General features: G+C 68.9%; 25 protein-coding genes, 1 tRNA gene and 1 riboswitch. Of the genes, 15 read left to right on the top strand and 11 right to left on the bottom strand.

Annotated features, from left to right (window positions below; translation table 11 throughout):
- Positions 1-54: 54 nt before the first annotated feature.
- Entirely contained in the window at positions 55-1,656 is a 1,602-nt protein-coding gene (locus E6C70_RS07120) for a beta-N-acetylhexosaminidase (protein ID WP_136423569.1), read from the bottom strand.
- Positions 1,657-1,737: 81 nt separating this feature from the next.
- Positions 1,738-1,821: riboswitch (ZMP/ZTP riboswitch) on the top strand.
- A 63-nt stretch (positions 1,822-1,884) separates the two neighbouring features.
- Here E6C70_RS07120 and glyA point away from each other — a divergent pair.
- From glyA to E6C70_RS07095, 5 genes are all read left to right on the top strand, one after another.
- Positions 1,885-3,147, top strand: coding sequence for a serine hydroxymethyltransferase (glyA, locus tag E6C70_RS07115; RefSeq protein WP_136423820.1), 1,263 nt, complete (start codon positions 1,885-1,887; stop codon positions 3,145-3,147).
- Positions 3,147-4,025 carry a bifunctional methylenetetrahydrofolate dehydrogenase/methenyltetrahydrofolate cyclohydrolase gene (locus tag E6C70_RS07110; RefSeq protein ID WP_136423567.1) on the top strand — a complete coding sequence of 293 codons (879 nt, stop codon included), beginning with the start codon at positions 3,147-3,149 and terminating at the stop codon, positions 4,023-4,025. The genes glyA and E6C70_RS07110 overlap by 1 nt, the downstream gene beginning before the upstream one ends.
- Before the next feature lie 85 nt (positions 4,026-4,110).
- Positions 4,111-5,277, top strand: a complete 1,167-nt coding sequence (locus E6C70_RS07105; protein WP_136423565.1) for an acylneuraminate cytidylyltransferase — start codon at positions 4,111-4,113, stop codon at positions 5,275-5,277.
- Positions 5,274-6,158, top strand: a complete 885-nt coding sequence (locus E6C70_RS07100; RefSeq protein ID WP_136423563.1) for an N-acetylneuraminate synthase family protein — start codon at positions 5,274-5,276, stop codon at positions 6,156-6,158. The genes E6C70_RS07105 and E6C70_RS07100 overlap by 4 nt, the downstream gene beginning before the upstream one ends.
- The gene (locus E6C70_RS07095) at positions 6,155-7,459 is read left to right on the top strand and encodes a DUF6716 putative glycosyltransferase (RefSeq protein ID WP_136423561.1); all 1,305 of its coding nucleotides are present in this window, start codon (positions 6,155-6,157) and stop codon (positions 7,457-7,459) included. The genes E6C70_RS07100 and E6C70_RS07095 overlap by 4 nt, the downstream gene beginning before the upstream one ends.
- A gap of 26 nt (positions 7,460-7,485) precedes the next feature.
- On the opposite strand, the gene E6C70_RS07090 is transcribed toward E6C70_RS07095, so the two are convergent.
- Complete coding sequence (locus E6C70_RS07090; protein WP_136423559.1) at positions 7,486-8,022, bottom strand: gamma carbonic anhydrase family protein; 537 nt, start codon at positions 8,020-8,022, stop codon at positions 7,486-7,488.
- A gap of 37 nt (positions 8,023-8,059) precedes the next feature.
- On the opposite strand from E6C70_RS07090, the gene E6C70_RS07085 reads away from it, so the two are divergent.
- The gene (locus E6C70_RS07085) at positions 8,060-8,536 is read left to right on the top strand and encodes a YbaK/EbsC family protein (RefSeq protein ID WP_136423557.1); all 477 of its coding nucleotides are present in this window, start codon (positions 8,060-8,062) and stop codon (positions 8,534-8,536) included.
- 16 nt (positions 8,537-8,552) lie between these two features.
- Here E6C70_RS07085 and galK read toward each other — a convergent pair whose 3' ends face one another.
- On the bottom strand, positions 8,553-9,707 hold the full coding sequence (gene galK / locus E6C70_RS07080) for a galactokinase (protein ID WP_136423554.1): 1,155 nt from the start codon (positions 9,705-9,707) through the stop codon (positions 8,553-8,555).
- Positions 9,704-10,876, bottom strand: a complete 1,173-nt coding sequence (gene galT / locus E6C70_RS07075) for a galactose-1-phosphate uridylyltransferase (protein WP_136423552.1) — start codon at positions 10,874-10,876, stop codon at positions 9,704-9,706. Before galT ends, galK begins: the two co-directional genes overlap by 4 nt.
- 85 nt (positions 10,877-10,961) lie before the next feature.
- On the opposite strand from galT, the gene E6C70_RS07070 reads away from it, so the two are divergent.
- From E6C70_RS07070 to E6C70_RS07045, 6 genes are all read left to right on the top strand, one after another.
- On the top strand, positions 10,962-11,780 hold the full coding sequence (locus E6C70_RS07070; RefSeq protein ID WP_136423550.1) for a DeoR/GlpR family DNA-binding transcription regulator: 819 nt from the start codon (positions 10,962-10,964) through the stop codon (positions 11,778-11,780).
- A complete protein-coding gene (locus tag E6C70_RS07065; protein ID WP_136423548.1) occupies positions 11,777-12,718 on the top strand; it encodes an aldose 1-epimerase family protein in 942 nt (313 codons plus the stop codon). The genes E6C70_RS07070 and E6C70_RS07065 overlap by 4 nt, the downstream gene beginning before the upstream one ends.
- 125 nt (positions 12,719-12,843) lie before the next feature.
- Positions 12,844-13,884 (top strand): LLM class F420-dependent oxidoreductase, encoded by a 1,041-nt coding sequence (locus E6C70_RS07060; RefSeq protein WP_136423546.1) that lies wholly within the window; start codon positions 12,844-12,846, stop codon positions 13,882-13,884.
- 274 nt (positions 13,885-14,158) lie between these two features.
- Positions 14,159-14,737, top strand: coding sequence for an ECF RNA polymerase sigma factor SigK (sigK, locus tag E6C70_RS07055; RefSeq protein ID WP_235833307.1), 579 nt, complete (start codon positions 14,159-14,161; stop codon positions 14,735-14,737).
- Entirely contained in the window at positions 14,734-15,543 is an 810-nt protein-coding gene (locus E6C70_RS07050; RefSeq protein WP_136423541.1) for an anti-sigma factor, read from the top strand. The genes sigK and E6C70_RS07050 overlap by 4 nt, the downstream gene beginning before the upstream one ends.
- 60 nt (positions 15,544-15,603) lie before the next feature.
- A complete protein-coding gene (locus E6C70_RS07045) occupies positions 15,604-15,876 on the top strand; it encodes a hypothetical protein (protein ID WP_136423539.1) in 273 nt (90 codons plus the stop codon).
- A gap of 12 nt (positions 15,877-15,888) precedes the next feature.
- Here E6C70_RS07045 and E6C70_RS07040 read toward each other — a convergent pair.
- Positions 15,889-15,961: transfer RNA gene (locus E6C70_RS07040), tRNA-Lys, on the bottom strand.
- A 77-nt stretch (positions 15,962-16,038) separates the two neighbouring features.
- On the opposite strand from E6C70_RS07040, the gene E6C70_RS07035 reads away from it, so the two are divergent.
- The 3 genes from E6C70_RS07035 to E6C70_RS07025 all read left to right on the top strand — a co-directional run bounded on the left by E6C70_RS07035 (position 16,039) and on the right by E6C70_RS07025 (position 18,519).
- The gene (locus tag E6C70_RS07035) at positions 16,039-16,668 is read left to right on the top strand and encodes a DNA-directed RNA polymerase subunit beta (RefSeq protein WP_136423537.1); all 630 of its coding nucleotides are present in this window, start codon (positions 16,039-16,041) and stop codon (positions 16,666-16,668) included.
- Complete coding sequence (locus E6C70_RS07030) at positions 16,632-17,444, top strand: class I SAM-dependent methyltransferase (protein ID WP_235833306.1); 813 nt, start codon at positions 16,632-16,634, stop codon at positions 17,442-17,444. Before E6C70_RS07035 ends, E6C70_RS07030 begins: the two co-directional genes overlap by 37 nt.
- 190 nt (positions 17,445-17,634) lie before the next feature.
- Positions 17,635-18,519: an aminodeoxychorismate lyase gene (locus E6C70_RS07025; RefSeq protein ID WP_136423535.1), complete on the top strand. Its 885-nt coding sequence runs from the start codon at positions 17,635-17,637 to the stop codon at positions 18,517-18,519.
- Between the two features lie 49 nt (positions 18,520-18,568).
- Here E6C70_RS07025 and pstB read toward each other — a convergent pair whose 3' ends face one another.
- The 6 genes from pstB to E6C70_RS06995 all read right to left on the bottom strand — a co-directional run bounded on the left by pstB (position 18,569) and on the right by E6C70_RS06995 (position 25,852).
- Entirely contained in the window at positions 18,569-19,348 is a 780-nt protein-coding gene (gene pstB, locus E6C70_RS07020; protein ID WP_136423533.1) for a phosphate ABC transporter ATP-binding protein PstB, read from the bottom strand.
- A gap of 28 nt (positions 19,349-19,376) precedes the next feature.
- Entirely contained in the window at positions 19,377-20,468 is a 1,092-nt protein-coding gene (gene pstA / locus E6C70_RS07015) for a phosphate ABC transporter permease PstA (protein ID WP_136423531.1), read from the bottom strand.
- Positions 20,468-21,409 (bottom strand): phosphate ABC transporter permease subunit PstC, encoded by a 942-nt coding sequence (pstC, locus tag E6C70_RS07010; RefSeq protein ID WP_136423529.1) that lies wholly within the window; start codon positions 21,407-21,409, stop codon positions 20,468-20,470. The genes pstA and pstC overlap by 1 nt, the downstream gene beginning before the upstream one ends.
- 93 nt (positions 21,410-21,502) lie before the next feature.
- Positions 21,503-22,603 carry a phosphate ABC transporter substrate-binding protein PstS gene (gene pstS / locus E6C70_RS07005; RefSeq protein WP_136423527.1) on the bottom strand — a complete coding sequence of 367 codons (1,101 nt, stop codon included), beginning with the start codon at positions 22,601-22,603 and terminating at the stop codon, positions 21,503-21,505.
- 145 nt (positions 22,604-22,748) lie between these two features.
- Positions 22,749-23,687: an NUDIX hydrolase gene (locus E6C70_RS07000; RefSeq protein WP_136423525.1), complete on the bottom strand. Its 939-nt coding sequence runs from the start codon at positions 23,685-23,687 to the stop codon at positions 22,749-22,751.
- Complete coding sequence (locus E6C70_RS06995) at positions 23,684-25,852, bottom strand: RNA degradosome polyphosphate kinase (protein ID WP_136423523.1); 2,169 nt, start codon at positions 25,850-25,852, stop codon at positions 23,684-23,686. Before E6C70_RS06995 ends, E6C70_RS07000 begins: the two co-directional genes overlap by 4 nt.
- Positions 25,853-25,881 lie beyond the last annotated feature (29 nt).

Below are 25,881 nucleotides of genomic sequence, written 5' to 3'. Positions count from 1 at the left end.
AATGGCGAGCTATTGCCTGAATCCAGGTTCGTGGATGGGACGGCGGCGGGGCGCTCAGTCCCAGGGCAGCTCGGGCGCGTGATAGAACCCCACCCCGAGTGCCGCGAGCCGGTTGCACAGGGCGACCGCCCGCGGGGCGAATGCATCCCAGTCCCGCTTTCCATCCTTCGGTGCGGGCGACCAGGCGATCTCGGCGATCGATCCCAAGCGGGGGAAGGCCATGTACTCGACATCGTCCATATTGGTGAGCGTCTCCGTCCAGATCGGAGCCTCCACCCCGAGGATGTCCTTCTCGCCGATGCCGTCCACGATCTCGGTCGGATCCCACATGTAGGCCTCGTGGACGGATGTCGGCCCGTTCGCCCACGACAGTCCGAACCGGGTGTCGTCGTCGTAGATCATGTCGAGGTAGGCCACATCGGCGGGGGAGTAGATGATCTTGCCGCCGCCGTTCACGAAGGTGCGTGTCTCATCCTCTGCGCCCTCCTGCGGCTGCACGAAGCTCCAGTACTGACCGATGGTGCCGGCGGGAAGGCCCGTCGCCTTGCCCATCTCGTGCCAGCCGATGATCGTCTTGCCCGTCTGGGCGGCGGCATCCGTCGTCACCCGCTGGATGAAGCGCTCGAAGTCGGCCGGCGGCGTTGACAGCGACTCGTCGCCGCCGAGGTGCAGGTAGGGGCCCGGCGTCATGGCGGCCAGCTCGCGCAGCACGTCCGACACGAACGTGTACGTCACGTCCTTGTCGATGCACAGGCTCGAGAATCCCACCTCGATGCCCGTGTACGGCGCGGGCGCGACGCCATCGCAGTTGAGCTCCGGGTAGCTGGCGAGTGCCGCATTGGTGTGGCCGGGCAGGTCGATCTCGGGGACGATCGTGATGAAGCGACTGGCCGCGTACGCGACGATCTCGGCGTAGTCGGCCTTCGTGTAGAAGCCGCCGCTGGCCAGGCCCACGGCACCCGTGCCGCCGATCTCGGTGAGCTTCGGCCACGCGTCGATCTGGATGCGCCAGCCCTGGTCGTCGGTGAGGTGCAGGTGCAGGAAATTGATCTTCAGCAGGGCGATGTCGTCGATGTAGCGCTTCACGTCGGCGACGGAGAAGAAGTGCCTCGCCACATCGAGACCGGCGCCGCGATAGGCGAAGCGCGGATGGTCGGCGATCGTGACGGCCGGTGCCGTCCAGTCCTGCTGCACGGGCACCTGCCCCTCGATGGTCGGATCGAACAGCTGGCGAACGGTCTGCGCGCCGCGGAACAGCCCTTCGGCGGTCGCGGCGGTGAGCTGCATCCCCTCAGTCGACGAGCGGATGCCGTAGGCCTCGGGCTCGGCGGAGGTGCCATCCGGCGTGATCGCCAGCGAGATGTCATGCGCTCCGGCATCCGTCCCGTCACTCACGGCGAGCTCGTACCCCGTCGCGGTGCGCAGGCGCTCCCCGAGGAACTCCGCGACCGCCCGGCCGCCGTCGCCCGACGCGACGATGCGACTCGACGACGTGAGCTCGAAACGGCCGCCGTCCTGAGCGCTGACGGTGGCGGGCTGGGGCACGATGCGCGGCATGGCGTTCTCCGGGGATGCGGGTGCTGCGGTGCACCCGGCGAGTAGGGCGGTGATGGCGGCGAGGGTGCAACCGATTGCGAGCAGCCGGGTGGAGCGCATCCGTCCTCCTCGTTTCGCCGAGTATGTCAGGCGTCCTTACTAATTCGCAAGAGGGTCGCTCGGAGTGACGGACTGCTAAGCTCGACGCGTCGCAACTGGCGTTCGGATGGGTGACCATCGGGGAGCGACTGAATCGGTTGGTGGCCGTTCGCCTGGGCCACGACGTAGAGAGATCCGTTACCGATGAGTCAGGAGACGCCCGTGTCAGATACCGCCATTTCACGCTCGATGATGAACGCCCCTCTGTCGGAGGTCGATCCCGAGATCGCCGAGGTGCTTGAGCTGGAGCTCGGGCGTCAGCGCGACTACCTCGAGATGATCGCGAGCGAGAACTTCGTGCCCGTCTCCGTGCTGCAGTCGCAGGGCAGCGTGCTCACCAACAAGTACGCAGAGGGCTACCCGGGCCGTCGCTACTACGGCGGCTGCGAGTTCGTCGACATCGCCGAGTCGCTGGCGATCGAGCGAGCGAAGAGCCTGTTCGGTGCGGCCTACGCCAATGTCCAGCCGCACTCCGGTGCCACGGCCAACGCGGCCGTGCTCTCGGCCATCGCCACGCCGGGGGATACCATCCTCGGCCTCGAGCTCGCCCACGGCGGCCACCTCACCCATGGCATGAAGCTCAACTTCTCGGGCAAGCTCTACAACGCGGTCGCCTACGGGGTGGACCCCGAGACCTTCCTCGTCGACATGGACGTCGTGCGGTACAAGGCGCTCGAGCACCGTCCGCAGGTCATCATCGCCGGCTGGAGCGCGTACCCGCGCCAGCTCGACTTCGCCGCGTTCCGTGCCATCGCCGACGAGGTGGGCGCCAAGCTCTGGGTCGACATGGCGCACTTCGCGGGTCTCGTCGCGGCCGGCCTGCACCCCTCGCCGGTTCCGCACGCCGACGTGGTGTCCTCCACGGTTCACAAGACCATCGGCGGCCCGCGCTCGGGCTTCATCCTCTCCCGGGACATGGAGCTGGCGAAGAAGCTGAACTCCAACGTCTTCCCGGGCCAGCAGGGCGGTCCGCTCATGCATGTGATCGCCGCGAAGGCGACGGCGTTCAAGATCGCGGCATCCGATGAGTTCAAGGACCGGCAGGCGCGCACCATCCGCGGTGCGCAGATCCTGGCCGACCGTCTCGTCGCAGACGACTCGCGCGAGGCCGGCGTCGATGTGCTCACCGGCGGAACCGACGTGCACCTCGTGCTCGCCGACCTTCGCAACAGCCCGATCGACGGTCAGCAGGCCGAGGATGCGCTCCACGACGTGCTCATCACCGTCAATCGCAACGCCGTCCCGTTCGATCCGCGCCCGCCGATGGTCACGTCGGGCCTGCGCATCGGAACGCCCGCCCTCGCCACCCGCGGGTTCGGCGAGACGGAGTTCGTCGAGGTCGCCGACGTGATCGCCGAGACCCTCAAGCCCGGAGCGGATGTCGCCGCCCTCCGCGAGCGCGTGCAGACCCTCACGTCCGCCTTCCCCCTCTACCCGGGCCTGGTGCAGTAGTGGTGGCGGTCACGCTCGACGGCGTCGCCACCGCGTCCGCCGTGAAGGGCGAGCTCGCCGAGCGCATCCGCGTGCTGCACGATCGCGGCATCCGTCCCGGTCTCGGCACGCTGCTCGTCGGCGACGACCCCGGATCGCGCGCCTACGTTGCCGGAAAGCATCGCGACTGCGCGGAGGTGGGCATTGAATCGATCCGCGTCGACCTGCCCGAATCCGCGACCCAGGCCGATGTGCTCGCCGCGATCGACGACCTCAACGCCGCGCCGGAGGTCACCGGCTACATCGTGCAACTTCCTCTGCCGAAGGGTCTGGACGAGCACGCCGCCCTCGAGGCGATCGATCCAGCCAAGGATGCCGACGGACTGCACCCGACCAACTTGGGGCGCCTGGTGCTCGGCATCGAGGGCGAGCTGCATTCGCCGCTGCCGTGCACGCCCGCCGGCATCGTCGAGATGCTGCGGCGGTACGACGTGCCCATCGCGGGCAGGCACGTGACCGTGATCGGCCGGGGCCTCACCGTCGGTCGACCCCTCGGGCTGCTGTTCACCCGCAAGGGACTCGACGCCACCGTCACGCTCACGCACTCGCGTACCGTCGACCTCGCCGCCGAGGTGCGCCGAGCCGACATCGTGGTGGCGGCGGTCGGCGTGCCCCACCTCGTCACGGCGGACTGGGTCAAGCCGGGCGCGGCGGTACTCGACGTCGGCATCACCCGCGTGGAGGATCCCGCGACCGGAAAGGGCCGGCTCACCGGCGACGTGCGGCCCGACGTGAGCGAGGTCGCCGGCTTCCTGTCACCCAACCCGGGTGGGGTCGGTCCGATGACGCGCGCGATGCTGCTCTCCAACGTCGTCAAGGCGGCTGAGCTGCTCGGCTGACCGCGCCCCTCTCGGCAACCTCGTGTAGCGCTCGCGTTCATGTGCGCGTCGCCCCTGGCTCATAGGGCGCACATAGGTTCGCTGCATGCCCTTCGTCCTCGCCCTCATCCCGGCGCGCGGCGGATCGAAGGGACTGCCGGGCAAGAACATCGCACCGGTCGGGGGCGTCCCGCTCATCGCCCGGGCGGCGCGGGCCGCCACCGCGGCGGGCGTGGACCGCGTCGTGGTCAGCACGGACGACGAGGCCATCGCGCGTGTCGCTCGATCGGCGGGCGCGGAGACACTGGAGCGGCCGGCGGAACTCGCCGATGACTCGGCGAGCTCCGAGTCCGCACTCCTGCACGCGCTCGACGTGTTGGAGGCCCAGCCCGACGTCGTCGTGTTCCTGCAGGCCACCAGCCCCTTCATCGACCAGGACGCGCTGAGCGCAGCGATCGCCCGCGTCACCGCGGGCACCGAGGACGTCGTCTTCTCCGCCGCACCGAGCCATGCGTTCCTCTGGCGCGATGCGGACGGAGGAGTGGAGGGCGTGAACCATCGCTCGACCGAGCGGCTACGGCGGCAGGATCGACCGCCCGAGTACCGCGAGACGGGCGCCTTCTACGTGATGGACGCGGCGGGGTTCCGTGCGGCCCGGCATCGCTTCTTCGGGCGCATCGGCGTGCAGGTCGTCGACGAGGCGGACGCCATCGAGATCGACACCCCCGCGGACCTGCGGCTGGCCTCGGCTCTCGCGACGAGTCGCCGAGGCGGAGCGGATGCCCTGCCCGGCATCGATGCCGTCGTCACGGACTTCGACGGCGTCCACACCGATGACACCGTGACGGTGACGCAGTCGGGCGAGGAGAGCGTGCGTGTGAGCCGCCGGGACGGACACGGGGTGAGGATGCTGCGCGAGGCCGGCATTCCCCTGCTCATCCTCTCCGCCGAGCGCAACCCGGTCGTCAGCGCCCGCGCCGCGAAGCTCGGCGTCGAGGCGATCTCGGGCGCAGAGTCCAAGCGCGAGCCGCTCCTCGCCTGGGCGGCGGGAGCGGGCATCGACCTCGACCGCGTCGCCTACCTCGGCAACGACCTCGCCGATCTGCCCTGCTTCGACGCCGTCGGGTGCGCTGTCGCGGTGGCGGATGCGCATCCCGCCGTCCTGGCAGCGGCCGATGTCGTGCTGTCCGCAGCGGGCGGCCGCGGAGCCGTGCGCGAACTCGCCGAGCGCGTGCTCGCCGGCAGAACCATCACCCAGGAGGAGCCCACATGAAAACCGCGACCGTGCACATCGGAGACACCCCGATCGGATCCGAGTACCCCGTCTACCTGATCGGCGAGATCGGGCTCAACCACAACGGCGATGTCGAGATCGCCAAGCGTCTCATCGACGTCGCCGCGGATTCGGGCGTGCAGGCTGTCAAGTTCCAGAAGCGCACGCCCGAGCTCGCGACGCCGGAGCACATGAAGGACGTTCAGCGGGAGACCCCGTGGGGCACGATGAGCTACCTCGACTACCGTCGCCGGGTCGAGTTCGATCGGGATGCCTACGTCGAGGTGGGCCGTTACGCCACCCTCCGCGGCCTCGACTGGTTCGCCTCACCGTGGGACGTTCCCTCTGTCCACTTCCTTGAGGACCTCGGGGTGAACGCCCACAAGGTGGCTTCGGCATCCGTCACCGATCTCGAGCTGCTCGACGCGATCGCGGCGACCGGCAAGGCCGTCATCCTCTCCACCGGCATGTCGACGATCGAGGAGATCGACGCCGCCGTCAATGTGCTCGGGCGCGAGCGGCTGATCCTGATGCACGCCACCTCGAGCTACCCCATGCCGACCGAGGAGGCCAACCTGCTGATGATCCCGACCCTGCGCGACCTCTACCCTGGCGTGCCGGTCGGCTACTCCGGGCACGAGCGCGGGCTGCAGATCTCGCTGGCCGCCGTGGCGCTGGGCGCGGTCGCGGTGGAGCGCCACATCACGCTCGATCGCACCATGTGGGGCTCCGATCAGGCCGCATCGCTCGAGCCGCAGGGTCTCGAGCACCTCGTCCGCGACATCCGCATCATCAGCGAGGCGCTCGGCGACGGCATCAAGCGCGTCTACCCGGGCGAGATCGCGCCCCGCGCCAAGCTCCGTCGGGTGCTCACCCCGTGAGCTCGCCGCGTCGGATGCTCGTCATCGCCGACTCCGACTCGTACGTCAAGTGGGGGGCCGCGCTCGCGGCGCGACTGCCCGCCGACTGGACGGCGCGCGTCGTCGTGCTGCGCTCGCCGGTGATGCCGAGCCCTCGGCAGTTGCGCATCGCCCTGAAAGGAACCGGGTTCGCGCCGGAGGTCGTCGGCGAGACGGCGGTCGATGACCTCGTGACCCTCATCGCGGCGGACGAGCCGGATGCCGTGCTGCTCTCGCTCCGCGGTCCGCTGGTGAGGGTCGTCTCGCCGCTGATCATGCGGATGCCGAATCGTCCTGTGCTTCTCAGCGGGTTCCCGGGCATCACGATCCCGGCTGAGCGCAAGGCCGTGATCTTCCGCGAACTCGTCGACCTGATCGTGCTGCACAGCCGGCGCGAGGTGCGCGACTTCGGCGCGAACGCGGCCGACCTCGGAGTCGACGTCGCGTTCGGACTGGCGACCTTCCCCTTCCTGGCGTCGGTCGGCTCCGCTTCGGCCATCCGAAACGCCGTCGTCTTCGCGGCGCAGGCCAAGGTTCCCGCCGAGCGCGAGGATCGCATCCGGCTGCTCGGCTGGCTCGCCGACGCCGCCCGTGCCCAACCCGAGCACCGAGTCGTCGTCAAGGTGCGGGCGATCGCCGGAGAGGCCCAGACCCACCGAGAGGAGTACGGGTTCGCCGAGCTGCTCTCGGAGCCGGATGTCCTCGCGCGGCTGGCCGGCCGGCCGGCCAATCTGGTCGTCGAGGATGGGCCCATGGCCGAGCACCTCGCCCAGGCGGCCGCCCTCGTGACGATCAGCTCGACGGCCGCTCTGGAGGCGATCGCCCTGGGGGTGCCCGTCGTGATGGTCGACGACTTCGGTGTGGACCGGGCGCTCATCAACACCGTCTTCGACGGCAGCGGGCTGCTCGCCTCGTCGCGCGAGCTCATCGCCGGTCGCTACCGGCACCCGGACCCCGCGTGGCTCGACGACAACTACTTCCACGGCGACGAGTTCGACGACTGGGCGTCGCACCTGAACGCCCTCGCCGACCGGCGCGCCGCGTCCGGGCTGCCGCAGCGCACCCGCGTCCACAACCTGACCGGTGGAGCCCTGCGGTCGGCCTACGAACGGCGGCGAGTGCTCGGTACCTACGACACGGGAACGCTCGGCGCGGCGGCGGCCGTCATCGGGGCTCCGGTCCGCTGGACCCTGCGACGAGGCCGTAAGGCACTCCGGACGCTCCTGGGTGCGCGAGAGGACGCCGCGCCGCTCGAGCTGCCGCAGCCGGCCGGGCGCCCCTGACGGCGGCTCGTCGGCATCCGCCCGTCTCAGTCGAGGGGAGCGCTGTGTTCGGCGACGTGCCGCAGGTAGTGATCGGCATTGCGACGGATGCCGTCGCGCTCCTCATCGGACAGCTCGCGCCGGACCTTGGCCGGCACGCCCGCGACGAGCGATCCCGGCGGCACGACGGTGCCCTCCAGCACGACGGCTCCGGCCGCGACGAGCGAGCCGGCGCCGATCACGGCCCCGTTGAGCACCGTCGCCGCCATGCCGATGAGGCAGTCGTCCTCGACGGTGCAGCCGTGCAGCACGGCCCCGTGCCCGACCGAGACGCCGCTGCCGATGCTGAGTGGGAAGCCGGCGTCGACGTGGCACACCACGGTGTCCTGGAGGTTGGACCCGGCGCCGAGCACGATGGGCGCGGCCTCCGCCCGGAGAACGGCGTTGTACCAGACGCTCGATCCCTCGCGCAGCTCGACGTCGCCGACGACGACTGCTCCGGCGGCAACGAAGGCGCTGGCGGCGATGTCGGGGCCGGAGACGCCGGCCAGGCTTCGGATGATCGCCGCGTCGTCAACACTCACGCCATCACCCTAGCTGCCGCCACCGCAGGATCTCGGCATGGTCAACACGTCGCATCCGGCCGTCGATCGCGTGCGCGCTGCGCTCGCCACCCACAGTCTCGCGCCCGAGATCGTGTGGTTCGAGGTGGCGACGCCGACCGCTGAGGCTGCGGCCGCGGCGATCGGCACGACTGTCGGCGCCATCGCCAACTCGCTCGTCTTCACGATCGACGGTGAGCCGCTGCTGGTCCTGACGTCGGGCGCCCACCGCGTCGACACGGCGTGGCTCGGCGAGCGACTGGGTGGCGTCATCGAGCGGGCCTCGAAGGAGACCGTCAAGGAGGCGACCGGTCAGGTGATCGGCGGCGTCGCCCCCGTGGGCCATCCGTCTGCCATCCGCACCGTCGTCGACACCGATTTGGCCGGCTTCGACACCGTCTGGGCCGCGGCGGGACACGCCCACACCGTCTTCCCGACCACGTTCGACGAGCTGGTGCGCATCACCGGGGGCGAGCCGAGCGCGGTCACCGGCTGAGGTCGGAGCCGGCGGATTACTGCTCGCGCCCGGCGCCCTGCGCGGCCCGCACGGTGAAGGTGTCGGGCGCTCGGTATCCGGCTTCCGCGAAGGACGCGGCGACCGCGTCGCGCACGGACTGCGTATCGGCGCGATCCACGAGCGCGATGGCCGCGCCACCGAAGCCGCCGCCGGTCATCCGCGCTCCGACGGCCCCGGATGCCTGTGCCGTCGACACCGCGAGGTCGAGCTCGGGGGAGGAGATCTCGAAGTCGTCGCGCATCGAGACGTGGGAGGCGTCGAGCAGCGGCCCGATGGCGTGCGGCCCCTTCTCGCGCAACGTGCGCACGGTGTCGAGAACGCGCTGGTTCTCGGTCACGACATGGCGGACGCGGCGGAAGGTCTCCTCGTCGAGCACCTCTTCGGCCTCGGGGAGGTCGCTGAGCTGCACATCCCGCAGCGAATCCGCCTTGAGGGCGCGGGCGCCGGCCTCGCAGGACGCCCTCCGGGCGGCGTACCCACCGGTCGCGTGCGCGTGGCTGACGTGCGTGTCCATCACGAGCACCTCGAGTCCGGCATCCTCGAATCCGAGCGGGATGACCTCGGCCGCGAGGCTCCGGCAGTCGAGGAAGACGCCGGAGTCGGTGCGCCCGAGCAGCGAGGCCGACTGGTCCATGATGCCGGTCGGGGCTCCGACCGCCCGGTTCTCGGCGAGCTGGCCCGCCTTGGCGAGGGTGCGCCGGTCGAGGTCGAGCCGCCAGACGTCGTTGAGGGCCACGGCCATGGCGCTCTCGATCGCTGCCGATGACGACAGGCCGGCCCCGATGGGCACGTTCGAGTCGATGTAGACGTCCACCCCGGTGCGCACCCCGCGCAGCTGGGACACCTGCCCGAGCGCCCAGGCTACGCCGAGCGGATAGGCCGACCAGCCGTGCAAGCGATCGGGTGAGAGGTCGTTGAGCGAGATCGAGACGGGGTCGGGTGAGAACGACGACGCCACCCGCAGCGTACGATCCTCCCGCGGCGCCAGCGCGAGCACGGTGCGTCGGTTGATGGCGAACGGGAAGACGAATCCGAGGTTGTAGTCGGTGTGCTCTCCGATCAGGTTGACCCGCCCTGGTGCCGACCACACGCCTGTCGCGGTGCGCCCGTAGGCGTCGCGAAAGCGCGTGAGGATGCTGCTGTCGGTCATCGGCTGGCTCCTTCTGCGGTGACGGGCGTCGCCGCATCCGCCCGTTCGATGGCGGAACGGATGGCCGCGGCAGCCTGCTCGGGAGTCACGTCGCCGATCCACGCCCCCATCGCGGCCTCGCTGCCGGCGAGGTACTTGAGCTTGTCGGCCGCGCGACGCGGACTCGTCACCTGCAGCATAAGGCGGATGTCGTCCCGACCCACGTCGACGGGCGCCTGGTGCCACGCCGCGATGTACGGGGTGGGCGTCTCGTAGAGCGCATCGATGCCGCGCAGCAGTCGCAGGTAGAGGACGGCGAGCTCGTCGCGTTCGGCAAGGGTCGTCCCGGCGAAGTCGGCGACGTGGCGGTGGGGGAGCATGTGCACCTCGATCGGCCATCGTGCGGCGAAGGGCACGAACGCCGTCCAGTGCTCCCCGCGCAGGACGACGCGCTCGCCGGCCTGCTCACTGGCGAGGATGTCGGCGAACAGCGTCGGCCCGTAGGAGGCGACGGATGCGAGCAGTCTCATGGTGCGCGGTGTGACGTAGGGGTAGGCGTAGATCTGGCCGTGCGGATGGTGCAGCGTGACGCCGATCGCCTCCCCGCGATTCTCGAACGGGAAGACCTGCGCGATCCCGGGTAGGGCGGACAGGGCGGCGGTGCGCTCGGCCCACGCCTCGATCACCGTGCGGGCGCGTGAGACGCTGAGCGTGCCGAACGAGCCGGTGTGCTCCGGGCTGAAGCACACCACCTCGCACCGGCCGACGCTCGTGCGGGTGCGGCCGAGGCCGATCGCGGCGAGGTCGTCGAACCCCCTTGGCGCGTCGGGCGCCTCGAGCAAGGGGCCGAACGACGGCGAGCGGTTCTCGAACACGGCGACGTCGTAGTCGCTCGGAATCTCGGAGGGGTTCGTCGGTGACTGCGGAGCGAGTGGATCGGCTTCGGCAGGCGGCAGGAACACGCGGTTCTGGCGGGCCGCGGCAATGGAGACCCACTCGCCGGTCAGGGCGTCCTGCCGCATGGTCGCCGTCGCCGGGCGGGCGTCGAGCGTCCGCCGGTCGACGGCGCGGTCGGGGCCGAGCGTGGTGTCGGCGTCGTCGAAGTAGATGAGTTCGCGTCCATCGGCGAGGAGGTCGCGACGTCGCGCGATCCGGTCGTCGGCGACGAAGGAAGGGAGGTCGTTGTCCATGGCATTGCCACTGTAGAAGACTTCGCTTGTCGAAACAAAGACTTGCGACTTGATAAGAAAACCAAAGAAAGCAAAGATCGAGATCGTGACCACGGATGAGAACCTCCCCGCCGTCGTGCGCCGCGAGCGCATCCGCGTCGCGGTGGCTGAACGGGGTTTCGTGCGGGTCAGCGAACTGGCGGAGAGCTTCGGCGTCTCCGGCGTGACGGCCCGTGCCGACCTCGACGCGCTCGTCGACGCCGGTCACGTGCTGCGGGTGCATGGCGGAGCGGTGCCTGCGGCAGCTGATCGCGCCGAACGCGAGACGTCCTTCGAGGAGTCGCTTGTCGCATCCGTGCTGCCCAAGCAGCGAATCGGCGAGGTGGCCGCATCGCTCGTGCGGAGCGGCCAGAGCATCATTCTCGACGTCGGCACGACGACGCTCGCCGTCGCCCGCGCCCTCTGCGCCCGGAGCGACCTCGACGACGTCACCGTCGTCACCAACGGCATCTCCATCGCCCTCGAGCTCGAGGGCGAGATCCCTCGCTTCACGGTGGTCGTCACGGGCGGAGCGCTCCGCCCGTTGCAGCACTCGCTCGTCGATCCGTTGGCGGATGTCGTGCTCGAGCGCATCCACGCCGACATCGCCTTCCTGGGTTGCAACGGGGTCGACGTCGCCGCCGGTGTCACGAACGTCAACCTTCCCGAGGCGGCCGTGAAGACGCGCATGCTCAGATCCGCCCATCGGGCGATCGTCGTCGCGGACTCATCGAAGCTCGGGCGCGTGCACCTCGGCCGCATCGCCGGGTTGGCCGAGGTCGACACGCTCATCACCGACGCCGCCGCGACGCCGGCCGCCCTCGACGACCTCCGATCCGCCGGCCTCGACGTGATCACCACCCCGATCGATAGTCTGGAACGATGAGCGCACCCACCGGAGAACAGCACGAACTGCGCAGCGAATCGCCCGCCGGTGAGCTGCGTGCCATCGTCACCGAGCTCGGCGCATCCCTGCGTCTGGTGAGTGTCGGCGACGTCGAGATCGTGCAGAGCTACGCCGAGGATGCGCCGACGCCGTCGTGCGCCGGGGTCGTGCTCGTGCCATGGCCCAACCGCATCCCCGACGGCCGGTGGGACGACGGTGGCGTCGAACGGCAGCTCGCCATCACCGAGCCCCCCAAGAACAACGCCATCCACGGGCTTCTTCGCTACTCGCCATACACGGTGGCAGCGCACTCCGATGCGTCGGTGACGCTCGAGGCGCCGGTGTTCCCGCAGCTGGGCTACCCGTACCACCTCGACACGTCGGTCACCTACGAGCTCGTCGACGACGGCATCACGGTCACCCATACGCTGCGCAACCTCGGCGAGGGCGAGGCCCCGGTCGCGGTGGGCACGCATCCGTTCCTCACCATCGGCGACCTCTCGGCGGCCGACCTCACGGTGCGCGTCGCAGCCGACACCCACATCGACGTCGACGAGCGGCTGAACCCCACGGGCACCACTGCCGTGAACGGGACCCGCTTCGACCTCCGCGAAGGCGTCAAGGTCGGGGCCGTCGACCTCGACGACGCCTGGGCCGACGTGCACATCGTCGACGGCCGGTCCAGCCACTCCATCACCGCCGACGACGGCCGTTCCGTGGCGATGTGGGCCGATGAGCACTTCGGCTACGTGCAGGTCTACAACACGGATGCCTTTCCCGGGCAGGACGGCGCCGTCTGGGCGGTGGCCGTCGAACCGATGACCGGCCCGGCCAACTCCTTCAACTCGGGTGCCGGGCTCCATCGCCTCGCGCCCGGCGCATCGTGGACCGTGCGGTGGGGCATCCGCTTCTCGGGGTTCCCGACTCAGGCCTCGTAGCCACCAGGCTCACCCTCGACACATCGCATCCGTTCTCCGGTGCGGCGATGGCAGCGCGCGCGGGGGATACTGGACGCTGGTCTGCGCAGATCGGCGCGCCACGACGACGTGAGGACGAACAACAGATGCGTATCGGAATGATGCTCAACTACGCCGGTGGGTTCCGCGAGACCGCTGCCGAGGTCGGCGAGCTCGAGAAGGCCGGCCTCGACATCATCATCGTGCCCGAGGCGTACTCCTTCGACGCGGTCAGCCAGCTCGGCTACCTCGCCGCATCGACGTCGACCATCACGATCGCCAGCGGCATCCTGCAGATCTACACCCGCACCCCCTCGCTCACGGCGATGACCGCTGCCGGACTCGACTACGTCAGCGACGGACGTTTCGCTCTCGGCATCGGCGCATCGGGTCCGCAGGTCATCGAAGGCTTCCACGGGGTGCCGTACGACGCGCCGCTGCGCCGCACCAGGGAACTCGTCGAGATCTGCCGGATGGTCTGGCGCCGGGAGCGCCTCGAGTACGACGGCCGCAGCTACCAGATCCCCCTTCCCGCCGAGAAGGGAACCGGCCTCGGCAAGCCGCTGAAGCTCATCAACCACCCCGTGCGCGACTCGATCCCCATCGTCATCGCCGCCCTCGGCCCGCAGAGCGTCCGCCAGACCGCCGAGATCGCCGACGGATGGATGCCGATGTTCTTCCACCCCGAGCGCGCCGCGGACGTCTGGGGAGACTCCATCGCCGCGGGAACCGCCAAGCGCGACCCCGCCCTCGCCGCCCTCGAGGTCTTCGCCAGCCCCGCCCTCTACATCGGCGATGACGCGGATGCGCTGCTGCCGCTCGTGAAGCCGCAGATCGCGCTGTACGTCGGCGGCATGGGGGCGCGCGACAAGAACTTCTACAACGACCTCGTGTCGATGTACGGCTTCGAGAAGGAGGCCGCCCTCATCCAGGACCTGTACCTCGACGGACGCAAGGACGAGGCGGCTGCCGCCGTCCCCGACGAGCTCGCCAAGGCCATCAACCTCATCGGCTCGCCGGCCGAGGTCGCGGAGCGCGTCGCCGCTTTCGCCGAGGCGGGAGTGACGACGCTGGCCGTCACGCCGCTCGCCAAGACCAGCGAGCAGCGCATCCGTCTGGTGGGAGGCTTCCGTGCGCTGGTGGGCTGATGCGCCCGTCGACTGAGCGACTCGCAAGAAAGTCGCACTGGCGCCAATCCGTTCCCGCGAGGACGACGAATACCTCGTGAGATCAGAAAGCCGAGGTCACCGTGAACGCATCCGCAATCACCGGCCACCTCGGTGGCTCACGCATCGGCTCCTCACCGAATGGTCTCCCCGGCCTGTCTGACGACCACTTCACGTTGGGATGAGCCATGTACTCCTTACGCGACATCCCGCAACCCGGCGGGCTTGGCGACGCACGTCTGCAAGACTGGTGCCCGTGGAAGAGGACCTCGACCAGGCGCCCGTCGCCGCGCTCACGGCAGACGACCTGCTGCAGCGCGTCGCGTCGGGCGATCGTGGTGCGTTCTCCGATCTCTACGACGCGACGTCCTCCCGTCTGTTCGGCCTCATCCGTCGCCTCATCGTCGATCCGGCGCAATCGGAGGAGGTGATGCAGGACGTGTATCTCGAGATCTGGCAGACGTCGACCCGATTCGACCAGGCCAAGGGGAGCGCGCTGTCGTGGATGTTCACGCTGGCGCACCGACGTGCCGTCGACCGCATCCGCTCCGCGCAGGCATCACGCGACCGCGACATGCGCATCGGAGTCCGTGACCTGGGCGTGCCGGTGGACACCGTCGCCGAGGAGGCGGAGGTGCGCATCGAGCACGAGAAGGTGCACGAGGCCATGTCGAAGTTGAGCGACCTGCAACGCGAATGCGTGTCCCTTGCCTACTACAGCGGCCTCACGCATACCGAGATCGCCGCGAAGCTCTCGGTTCCTCTGGGGACCGTCAAGACGCGATTGCGCGACGGAATGATTCGATTGAGAGACGTGCTGGGGGTGACGACATGACGGATGCGACAAGCCGTGAGAATGCGGAGGGCCTGGCCGCGGGCTACGCCTTGGATGCCCTGAGCGATCAGGAGCAGGCCGAGTACGAGCGCGCACTCGCCGAGTTCCCCGAGCTGCGTGTCGAGGCCGACGGGTTCGCCGGCACGTCGGCCCGACTCGCCGAGCAGATCGAGCCGGTCTCGCCTCCGCCTGAGCTGAAGAACCGCCTGATGGCGATGCTCGATGAGACGCCGCAGGTGCCGGCACAGCCCACGGGACGCCACCTGGCTCCCGTCGCCGAGCTGCCGGCCACGGATGCATCTGCTGCCGAGAGCGCCGAACCGCCGCCCGTCGGACCCCGCGAGAGCGAAGCCCGTCGGCGCTGGTTCCAGCGCCCCGGCGGCATCATCGGCGTGGCGGCTGCCGCGGTACTGCTGGTGGCGGGGGTGCTCGTCGGCGCCGGGTTCGCCGGCCCCAACGGGTGGAGCGCCCAGCGGGTCCTGGCGTCGATCACGGACGCCCCGGATGCGCAGACGACGACCACCGAGGTGTCCGGCGGCGGCACGGTGACGCTCACCTGGTCGGCCGAGAAGGGTCGATCGGCTGTGACGGCGAAGGGCCTGTCCACGCTGGCCTCGGACAAGACCTACGAACTCTGGTACATCGACGCGTCGGGCGCGACATCCGCCGGGCTGTTCAGCGACGGCTCGAGCTGGCGCGTGCTCGACGGCAATCTCCCGAGCGGAGCCAAGGTCGGAATCACCGTCGAACCGGCTGGCGGCTCCAAGCAGCCGACCACGGATCCGATCGCCGTCATCACCACCTGACCGACCGGGAACTGTCCGCGGCGAGTTGCCGTCGCAGAGATTCGAACGTATGTTCTAGTCATGGCCGACTGGCACCCCATGCTCGAGACCGTGGAACCGATCCCCGGGCTGTGGCTGCTGGTCGATTCCTTCCAGCGCGAGTACGGCCGGGTGCGACTCGTCCGTCGGGGCTCGGAGGTCGGTTATCGCGCGGAATTCCGCGGTGAGCTGGTCGGCTACTTCCTCACTCTGCGCGCCGCCTGCTTCCGGGTGCACATGGCGTTCGTCGACTCGCACGGCCGACGGGGCGACGGCGTCTGGGGACTGTACAAGGGCAAGGAACAGAAGTCCTGACTGCCAACAAGGTGGGCCCCGTCGGGCTCGAACCGACGACCCAGGGATTAAAAGTCCCTTGCTCTACCAACTGAGCTAGAGGCCCGCAACACCCAATCTATCGCGGATCATCCGCCCGCGAATGCGCGTAGCGTTGTGCGAACACGCACCGGAAGGAGCCCGATGGCCGACCGCATCCACAAGCCCACCAAGTTCCCCTCGCGCGTCTTCGAGTCATTCCACGGCGGAGACGATCCCGCCCAGCTCAGCCGGGTCGCGCACGAGACCGCGAACGCGCTCCTGAGCCGCGTGCGGGAGAATCCCGACCCGGAGATCGTCGAACGGCTGGTCGGCTACACCGACGAGCACGGCATCGACGCGGTCGCCGAGCTCTGGTCGCGCGCCTCGGCCCGGAGTCTGCCCGGCGCCCTGTGGCGCCTGTACCTCGTGCGTCTGCTGATCCGCCAAGATCCGACCGGAACGAGCTTCCTGTACCAGCGCGGCACCGAGGTCTCCACGACCATCGACCAGGTGGTGGCCGGAGCACCGAACCCCACCAGTCCCGACGACATCGTCACGCTCGCCGACGCCATCCTCCGCGGCATCTTCGCGGGCGACTTCGGTGTCGCCCTCGACCGGGCGGGCGCCTTCTGCCGCGTGATGGCCGCGGGTGCCACGAGCCTCGCCGATGATACGGATGCCACCGCCCCCGAGCGTGCCACCGAGCTCACCACACGCGCACTGCGCTTCGCGGAGCTGGCCGACGAGTTCTCGGCGTGCGCACGCCTGTGGCGAACGGACTCGCTCGACTGATGTCACCGCGAGCGGCCGATGGAAGCGCCGGCGACGCCGACTACGGAACGATCGGGGAGGGATACGCGAGCTATCGACGACCCGATCCGCGCATCGCGACGCAGATCATCCGTGCCCTCGGTGAGGCCCGCACCGTGCTCAACGTCGGGGCGGGGGCCGGATCGTACGAGCCCCGTGACCGTCACGTGACCGCGGTCGAGCCGTCGGCGACCATGCGCGCGCAACGACCGTCCGGATTGCCCCCGGCCATCGACGCGACGGCGGAGGACCTGCCGTTCGACGACGGCAGCTTCGACGCTGCGTTGGCCACCTTCACCGTCCATCAGTGGAGCGACCTCGACGCGGGGCTCGCCGAGCTGAGGCGAGTGACGCGTGGCCCGGTTCTCGTCCTCAGCTGCGACCCGACGGCGCTCGACCGGTTCTGGCTGGCCGAGTACGCTCCCGAGGTGATCGCGACCGAGGCGGCTCGTTATCCCTCCATCGAGCTCCTGGCCTCCGCATTGGGTGGGCGGAGCGTCATCGAGCCCGTGCCGATTCCGCTCGACTGCACCGACGGGTTCGGCGAGGCCTACTACGGTCGTCCCGAGATGCTGCTCGAGCCGGGCGCACGGCTGGCGAACTCGGCGTGGAGCTTCATCGCCGCCGACGCCGCCGAACTCGCCGTGCGGCGTCTCGGCGACGACCTCGCGTCAGGAGCATGGGACGATCGTCGTGGAGACCTGCGCTCCCAGCCGACCTTCGACGGATCGCTCCGCCTCGTCATCGGCCGCGAGTGACGCCCCGCCGTCGCCGGCCGACTGACGTCGCCGACCGCGGGAATACCGCACGCGACGGATGGTTACACTGGAGCGTGGCCGGGCCGCAGTAACCCCGGGCTCCAATATTCGCCGCTCCGAGCGGCCTCGCGCCGAGAGGCGTTCTGCGGCCCGGCCATCCTCATGCCCGCCGCCGCGTAGGCTCGGTCGCATGGCCCTTCCGTACACGCTCATCATCGATCCGCTCGCCGCCGACGACGATGCGGAGGTGGACGGAACCTTCCGGGCCGTGCCGGCGGATGCCCCGGCGCTCCGCGTCGGCGAGCTCAGCACGCAGCGTGGCGACGGCATCTTCGAGACCATCGCCGTCGTCGACGGGCACGTACAGGAGTCCGAGGCGCACCTCGCCCGCCTCGTGCGCTCCGCCGAGATCTGCGAGCTCCCGGTACCCAACCTGCGCCAGTGGCGTGCGGCCATCTCCTTCGCCCTCGAGCAGGTACCGGCCGAGGGCGAACTCGCCATGAAGCTCGTGCTCAGCCGCGGCGTCGAGCACGGTCCGGCGCCGACTGCGTGGCTGAGCGTGAACCCCGCGGCGGACTCGACCGCTGCGCGCACTCAGGGCATCCGTGTCGTCACGCTCGACCGCGGCTATGACCACGGCGTGGCCGAGCGGGCGCCGTGGCTGCTGCTGGGCGCCAAGACCCTGAGCTACGCGGTGAACATGGCCGCGCTGCGTGAGGCGCGTCGCCGCGGCGCAGACGACACCATCTTCGTGACGAGTGACGGGTTCGTCATGGAGGGCCCGACGTCGAGCGTCATCGCGCGCATCGACGGCGTCTTCGTCACCCCGCGGCCCTCCGGGTCCATCCTCGCCGGCACGACGCAGGCGAGCCTGTTCGAATACATCCGCGTTCACGACTATCCCGTCGCCGAGCGGGACATGACGATCGACGAACTGCGGAGCGCCGAGGCGATCTGGCTGGTGTCCAGCGTGCGCCTGGCAGCACCCGTCGTCGAGCTCGACGGCGTGCCGCTCGCGATCGACGCCGAGCCGACGGATGCCTTCACCCGTTACCTGCTGAGCCCGCGGAACTGATCAGGAACGACCGCAGCCGGAAAGACCGGAACCGCTCGGGCGGCCGGAATCAACCGAAGCGGCCGGAGACGTAGTCCTCAGTGGCCTGGACGGTCGGGTTCGAGAAGATCGTCGTCGTGTCGCTGTACTCGATGAGCTTGCCCGGCTTGCCGGTTCCCGCGATGTTGAAGAAGGCGGTCTTGTCGGACACGCGGCTGGCCTGCTGCATGTTGTGCGTCACGATGACGATCGTGTACTCCTGCTTGAGCTCCTCGATGAGGTCCTCGATGGCGAGCGTCGAGATCGGGTCGAGCGCCGAGCACGGCTCGTCCATGAGGATCACCTCGGGGGAGACCGCGATCGCGCGGGCGATGCAGAGGCGCTGCTGCTGGCCGCCCGAGAGGCCGGAGCCCGGCTGCCCGAGGCGGTCCTTGACCTCGTTCCACAGGTTGGCGCCCTGCAGCGACTGCTCGATGAGCGCCTCGGAGTCGCTCTTGGACATGCGTCGGTTGTTGAGCTTGACGCCCGCGAGCACGTTGTCGCCGATCGACATGGTGGGGAACGGGTTGGGCCGCTGGAAGACCATGCCCACTTGGCGCCGCACGAGAACCGGGTCGACGCCGGCGCCGTAGAGGTTGTTGCCGTCGATGAGCACCTCGCCCTCGACGCGAGCACCGGGGATCACCTCGTGCATGCGGTTGAGCGTGCGGAGGAAGGTCGACTTGCCGCATCCTGACGGCCCGATGAAGGCCGTCACGGTGCGGGGCTCGATGGTCAGGGACACGTCCTCGACGGCCAGGAAGCTGGAGTAGTAGACGTTGAGGTCGTTGACCTCGATGCGCTTGGACACGTGTGGATTCCTTGGATCGGCGGTCGGCTCAGCGGCCGTACTTGGGGGCGAAGATCTTGGCGATGATGCGGCCGGCGAGGTTGAGCAGCATCACGATGAGGATGAGGGCGAGCGCAGCCGTCCAGGCGCGATCGATCGAGGCCTGCGCGTTGAGGCCGGCCGCCTGCGTGTACTGCGTGTACACGAAGACCGGGAGGGTCATCATCCGGTCCTTGAACAGGTCGTAGTTCATGCTGGTGGTGAAGCCGCAGACGATGAGCAGCGGCGCGGTCTCGCCGATGACGCGCGCGATGGCCAGCATGATGCCTGTGGTGAGGCCGGCGAGCGAGGTCGGCAGCACGATGCGCAGCACGGTGAGCCACTTGGGCACGCCTAGCGCGTAGGAGGCCTCGCGCAGCTCATTGGGCACGAGGCGCAGGATCTCCTCGCTCGAGCGCACGACCACCGGGATCATGAGCACCGAGAGCGCGATCGCTCCCATGAAGCCGCTGCGGATGCCCGGCCCGAAGAACAGCGCGAACAGGGCGTAGGCGAACAGGCCGGCCACGATCGAGGGGATGCCGGTCATCACATCCACGAAGAACGTGATGCCGCGGGCGAGCATGCCGCGACCGTACTCGACCAGGTAGATCGAGGTCAGCAGGCCGATCGGCACCGAGATGATCGCCGCCGCCAGCGTGACGAGCAGGGTGCCGACGATGGCGTGCAGCGCGCCGCCGCCCTCACCGATGACGTTGCGCATGGACTGGGAGAAGAAGGCGATGTCGAATCGGGCCAGGCCGTTGCTGACCACGGTCCACGCCAGCGAGATCAGCGGCAGCAGCGCGATGATGAACGCGGTGGCCACGAGCGAGGTCACCAAGCGGTCCTGCGCCTTGCGGATGCCCTCGACGAGCAGGGAGATGACGAAGATCACGACATCGAACAGGACCGTTCCGAAGAAGACGGCCCCGACGATGTTGAAGCTCTTGGCACCGCCGCCCGCCGCGGCGATGACGCCGAAGATGGCGCCGAAGACGATCCAGCTGCCGACGAGCACCATCCAGGTGGTGCCGCGAGGCAGCTTGCCGGCGGTGAGCGAGTTGGGGAGGGAGGTCGCCCGCAGGGTGGCCGTTGTCATCAGTTCGCTCCCGAGAAGGCCTTGCGGCGGTTGACGATGTAGCGCGCGAGCATGTTGATCAACAGTGTCACGACGAAGAGGACGAGACCGGATGCGATCAGCGCGTTCACGGAGACGCCGGTCGCCTCGGGGAACTGCAGGGCGATGTTCGCGGCGATGGTGTTGGGGCTCTGCGCCTGCAGCACGGCGAACTTGACGACGATCGCGGGCGAGAGCACCATCGCGATCGCCAGGGTCTCACCGAGTGCGCGACCGAGGCCCAGCATGATGGCCGAGATGATGCCGGACCGCGCGAACGGCAGGACGGCCATCCGCACCATCTCCCAGCGCGTGGCTCCGAGCGCCAGGGCGGCCTCCTCGTGGAGGCGCGGCGTCTGCAGGAAGACCTCGCGGCAGATGGCGGTCATGATCGGGATGACCATGACGGCGAGCACGAGCGCAGCGGTGAGGATGGTGCGGCCGGTGCCGGAGATCGGCGGGGCGAACAACGGGAACCAACCCAGGTTCGCGCCGAGCCAGGTGTAGAACGGCTGGACGAAACCGGACAGGGTCGCGATGCCCCAGAGTCCGAAGACCACGGACGGCACCGCCGCGAGGAGGTCGATGATGTAGCCCAGGCTCTGAGCGACGCGACGCGGGGCGTAGTGCGAGATGAACAACGCGATGCCGATGGAGAGCGGGGTCGCGACGATGAGGGCGAGGAGTGCCGCCCAGATGGTGCCGAAGACGAGCGGCCAGACGTACGTCCAGAAGTTGGCCGCGTCGTTGGGGAGCGTTCCCGCTTTCGCGAAGATCGCCGGCAGGCTCTGGACGACGAGGAAGATCGCGACGGCGGCCAGCGTCGCCAGGATGAGGGACCCCGCCACGACGGTGCTCGCGGAGAAGACGCGGTCGCCGAGACGGGCCTTCGCCTTCGGTGTCGACAGTGTTGCGCTGGTCATTACCGCACTTTCCGTGGTCTCGGCAGATCGGGTGGTGAACCGGCCATTCGGCCCGAGCGGAGTTCCGCTCGGGCCGAATGGTGTGGGGTGATGCTACTTGATGGTGGCGGCTGCCGCAGCGACCTTCTTGGCGAGGTCGGCGGACAGCGGAGCCGAACCGGCCTGCTCTGCCGCGGCCTTCTGAGCTGCATCGGTGACGATGTAGTTCACGTAGCCCTTGACCAGGGCGGCCTTGTCGGCGTCCTGGTACTGCTGGCAGGCGATGACGTAGCTGACCAGCACGAGCGGCCAGGCGTTCTTGTCGGTGTTGGTGCGGTCGATCGCGATGGCGAGGTCGTTGTCCTCACGGCCGCTGGCGATCGGGGACTTCGAGACGACATCCGCGGCACCGGCAGCGCTCAGCTTGACGAACGAGTCGCCGACCTTGAGCTGCGCGATCGAGAGACCGGCCGAACCGGACTCGTCGATGTAGGTGATCGAGTTGGCCGCGTTCTTGGTCGCGTCGGCGACACCCGAGGTGCCCTTGGCCGCGTCGCCCACCTGGAAGGGGAAGGTCTGCGATGCCGGCGAGGTCCACACGGTCTTCGCGTTGGCCGCGAGGTACTCGGTGAAGTTCTGCGTGGTGCCCGAGTCATCGGAGCGGTGCACGACCGTGATGGGGGCGGACGGCAGGGTGGCGTCCTTGTTCAGGGCCTTGATCTTGGCGTCGTCCCACGTGGTGATGGCACCGCTGAAGATGCCCGCGATGGTGTCGGCGTCGAGCTTCAGGTCCTTGAGACCGTCGACGTTGTACGCGATGGCGATCGGGGAGATGTAGACCGGCAGGTCGATGCCCTTGGTGCCGGCTGCGCAGAGCGCGAACGCTCCGGCGAGCTCGGTGTCCTTGAGGGCCGCGTCCGAGCCGGCGAAGTCGGCTGCGCCCGAGATGAAGCTCGTGCGACCGGCGCCTGAGCCCTGCGGGTCGTAGTTGATGGTCGCGTCGGGGTTGTTCTGCTGGAAGCCGGCGACCCAGGTGGTCTGCGCGGCGCCCTGGGCGGAGGATCCGATGCCGTTGAGCGTTCCGGAGAACTTCTCGGCTGCTGCGGTGGTGGTGCTGCCGGATTCGGCGGGTGCTTCGTTGGCTGCACACGAAGACAGAGCGATGGTGGCGACGACCGCGAGGACGATCGGGGCGCCGAGACGCTTGAGGTTCACTGAGGTCCCTTTCAAGGGTGCTGGTGCTTGGGGGAGAGCCGGTTCCGGCTCGTCTCGAAGGTAGGCGCGGTGCGTTAAGCACAGACCCCTGCAAGGTGAACGGATGCTTAACGCCGCCGGACGCCTTCGCACACGGGAGCGCCCGTCAGACCCGTGGTGCGTGCGTCTCGATCGCGATGATGCCGGAGGAGGGATTCGTCTGCGAGAGGTGCACGACGGAGAACGCGGCGGTCTCGAGGGCGGCGGCATCCGTCACGTACGCGCCGACCGGGGTCCCGGTGGCGAGCGCGATCTCCCTCATGAGGGTCGGCAGCACAGGGCCGTGACTGCATAGCACGGCAGTCTTGCGCGAGCGCACGCGCTTGCCCACCACGGCGCGGATGTCGGCTTCGCCAGCGTCGTAGGCGTCCTGGCTGATCGACGCGGTGCGCTTGAGTTCGATGCCGCTCGCCACCGACAGGGGCGTGACGGTCGTGACGCAGCGGGTGGCGTCGCTCGTGACGATGCGCTTGGGGCGGAACGCGGCGAGGGTGTCGACGATCGACGCCGCCTGCCGCACCCCGCGCTCCGAGAGGGGGCGGGTGGCATCCGTCCCGTCCCATGCCTCGTGCGGAAGGGCCTTGGCGTGACGGAGCGCGATGATGGCGAAGGTGCGCGTCACGCCCGACTCGACGAGGGCGGCGAAGTTCTCGAGGATCTCCACGTCGGTCGCATAGGAGAGGTAGCCGCGGGCCTTCTTGATGCTCACCCACTCGAGCGCCGCGATCTCGCCGTTGGGGACGAAGGTGGAGCGACGGATGGCGTCATCCGTCGCCTCGGCCGACCAGTAGTGCACGATCTTGCTGCGCCCGCCCGAGAGCGGGTAGCGCGAGATTCCGACGGGAACGCCGAGGGCGACGGAGAGGCCGGTCTCCTCCTCGATCTCGCGCACGGCAGTCTGAGGCAGCGACTCGCCGGGGTCGACCTTGCCCTTGGGGATGGTCACATCGCCGTGCACCGTGCGGTGGACGACGAGGATCATGAGCTTTCCGTCGACCTCACGCCAGCAGACGGCGCCGGCAGCGTAGACGGCAGTCGCCGTCACCGCGTCCTCCCGGGTCGACGCCGCAGGCTGATCTCCTTCATGAGGGTGTTCTGCATGTCGTCGAGCAGGGTGCCGTCGTCGGCCAGGTTGTGGCGCACCCACACGCCGTCGCTGCCGAGCCACCACGAGGAGGTCTTGTCGTCCATCGCCCTGCTGAACAGGCTGTCGATCTCGTCCAACTGGCTGGGGTCGATCAGGCGCACGAGTGCCTCGACGCGACGGTCGAGGTTGCGATGCATCATGTCCGCACTGCCGATGAAGACGTGGGGGTCGCCGTTGTTCTCGAACGAGAAGATGCGGGAGTGCTCGAGGTAGCGGCCGAGGATGGAACGCACCCGGATGTTCTCGCTCATCCCCTCGACGCCCGGCATGAGGCTGCAGATGCCCCGCACCCAGATGTCGACGGGCACGCCCGCGTTCGACGCACGGTAGAGCGCGTCGATGATGGCCTCGTCGACCATCGAGTTGACCTTGATGCGGATGCGTGCCGGCTTGCCGTCGAGGGCGTTCGTGGTCTCCTGCGCGATGTGACGCAGCAGTCCCTTGCGCAGGTGCAGCGGAGCGACGAGCAGGCGCTTGAACTTCTTCTCGATCGCGTAGCCCGACAGCTCGTTGAACAGGCGCGTGAGGTCCTTGCCCACTTGGTCGTCGTCCGTGAGCAGTCCGAGGTCCTCGTAGATGCGGCTCGTCTTGGGGTTGTAGTTGCCCGTGCCGATGTGGCTGTAGTGCCGCAACTCGCCCTTCTCCTGACGGATGACGAGAGCGAGCTTGCAGTGCGTCTTGAGGCCGACGAGGCCGTAGACCACGTGCACGCCGGCCTTCTCGAGCTTGCGCGCCCAGCTGATGTTGGCCTGCTCGTCGAAGCGGGCCTTGATCTCCACCAGGGCGAGCACCTGCTTGCCCGACTCGGCTGCGTCGATCAACGCCTCGACGATGGGGGAGTCACCCGACGTGCGGTACAGCGTCTGCTTGATGGCCAGGACGTCGGGGTCGGCGGCGGCCTGCTCGATGAACGCCTGCACGCTCGTCGCGAACGACTCGTACGGGTGGTGCAGCAGCACGTCACCACGTGAGATGGCCGCGAAGATGTCTGGCCGCATGTTCGGCTCGCTCGGCATGAGCCGGGCGCTCGTCGTCGGAACGTGGGTCGGGTAGTGCAGGTCGGGGCGGTCGATCTTGGCGATGTCGAACAGGCCGCCCAGGTCGAGCGGCGATGGGAGGCGGTAGACCTCCTTGTCGGTGACGTCGAGCTCGCGCACGAGCAGGCCGAGCGTCAGGTCGTCCATGTCATTGCTGATCTCGAGTCGGATGGGGGGCCCGAACCTCCGCCGCAGCAACTCCTTCTCGAGGGCCTTGATGAGGTTCTCGGTCTCGTCCTCGTCGACCTCGACATCCTCGTTGCGGGTCACACGGAAGACGTGGTGGTCGAGGATCTCCATGCCGGGAAAGAGGTCGCCGAGGAAGTTGGCGATGAGTTCCTCGAGAGCGATGAACCGCTGCCCCCCGCCGTCGAACGCGATCTCGAGGAAGCGCGGGAGCATCTGGGGCACCTTGAGCCTGGCGAACTCCTGCTTGCCGGTCTTGGAGTTGCGCACCCGCACCGAGAGGTTGAGCGAGAGCCCGGAGATGTAGGGGAACGGATGCGCCGGGTCGACGGCGAGAGGCATCAGCACCGGGAAGATCTGCCGGGAGAAGTAGTCGTGCAGCCGCTGGCGCTCGTCCTCGTCGAGCTCGTCCCACGTGACGATGACGATGCCGTTCTCGGCGAGTGCCGGCCGGACGAGCTCGCTGTAGGCCTGAGCGTGCCGCTCCTGGAGCTCGTGGGCCTTCGCCGACACGTCGGAGAGCACGTCGACGGGCGCCCTTCCCACGTTCGTCGGAACCGCGAGGCCGGTCAGGATGCGACGCTTCAACCCGGCCACCCGCACCATGAAGAACTCGTCGAGGTTGGTGGCGAAGATGGCGAGGAAGTTGGCCCGCTCCAGCGGAGGCAGGTCGGGATCCTCCGCCAGCTCGAGCACGCGCTGGTTGAAGGCGAGCCAGCTCAGCTCGCGGTCGAGGTAGCGCTCCTCGGGGAGGGAGGCGTCGCCGGCGGGGTCGAGGGGCTCGAAGTCGTCGTCGACCTCGCTTGCCAGGTCGGTATCGATGAGGTTGTCGACGTCCATCCACCCATCTTGGCATCACGAGGTGACGC

The sequence above is a fragment of the Orlajensenia flava genome, from assembly GCF_004801905.1.
Classification (GTDB): Bacteria; Actinomycetota; Actinomycetes; order Actinomycetales; family Microbacteriaceae; genus Orlajensenia; species Orlajensenia flava.
Note: the sequence above shows the minus strand (reverse complement) of the source record. Positions and strands in the feature narration are given on the sequence as shown.

What these genes read in the sequence shown, in the direction of transcription:
- E6C70_RS07085 (WP_136423557.1), top strand. Translation starts at nt 8,060, where the DNA reads ATGGTCAACACGTCGCATCCGGCCGTCGATCGCGTGCGCGCTGCGCTC.
- E6C70_RS06995 (WP_136423523.1), bottom strand. Translation starts at nt 25,852, where the DNA reads ATGGACGTCGACAACCTCATCGATACCGACCTGGCAAGCGAGGTCGAC.
- E6C70_RS07035 (WP_136423537.1), top strand. Translation starts at nt 16,039, where the DNA reads ATGGCCGACCGCATCCACAAGCCCACCAAGTTCCCCTCGCGCGTCTTC.
- pstC (WP_136423529.1), bottom strand. Translation starts at nt 21,409, where the DNA reads ATGACCAGCGCAACACTGTCGACACCGAAGGCGAAGGCCCGTCTCGGC.
- E6C70_RS07065 (WP_136423548.1), top strand. Translation starts at nt 11,777, where the DNA reads ATGAGCGCACCCACCGGAGAACAGCACGAACTGCGCAGCGAATCGCCC.
- E6C70_RS07100 (WP_136423563.1), top strand. Translation starts at nt 5,274, where the DNA reads ATGAAAACCGCGACCGTGCACATCGGAGACACCCCGATCGGATCCGAG.
- E6C70_RS07050 (WP_136423541.1), top strand. Translation starts at nt 14,734, where the DNA reads ATGACGGATGCGACAAGCCGTGAGAATGCGGAGGGCCTGGCCGCGGGC.
- galT (WP_136423552.1), bottom strand. Translation starts at nt 10,876, where the DNA reads ATGGACAACGACCTCCCTTCCTTCGTCGCCGACGACCGGATCGCGCGA.
- E6C70_RS07105 (WP_136423565.1), top strand. Translation starts at nt 4,111, where the DNA reads ATGCCCTTCGTCCTCGCCCTCATCCCGGCGCGCGGCGGATCGAAGGGA.
- galK (WP_136423554.1), bottom strand. Translation starts at nt 9,707, where the DNA reads ATGACCGACAGCAGCATCCTCACGCGCTTTCGCGACGCCTACGGGCGC.
- glyA (WP_136423820.1), top strand. Translation starts at nt 1,885, where the DNA reads ATGATGAACGCCCCTCTGTCGGAGGTCGATCCCGAGATCGCCGAGGTG.
- pstA (WP_136423531.1), bottom strand. Translation starts at nt 20,468, where the DNA reads ATGACAACGGCCACCCTGCGGGCGACCTCCCTCCCCAACTCGCTCACC.
- E6C70_RS07120 (WP_136423569.1), bottom strand. Translation starts at nt 1,656, where the DNA reads ATGCGCTCCACCCGGCTGCTCGCAATCGGTTGCACCCTCGCCGCCATC.
- E6C70_RS07025 (WP_136423535.1), top strand. Translation starts at nt 17,635, where the DNA reads ATGGCCCTTCCGTACACGCTCATCATCGATCCGCTCGCCGCCGACGAC.
- E6C70_RS07060 (WP_136423546.1), top strand. Translation starts at nt 12,844, where the DNA reads ATGCGTATCGGAATGATGCTCAACTACGCCGGTGGGTTCCGCGAGACC.
- E6C70_RS07045 (WP_136423539.1), top strand. Translation starts at nt 15,604, where the DNA reads ATGGCCGACTGGCACCCCATGCTCGAGACCGTGGAACCGATCCCCGGG.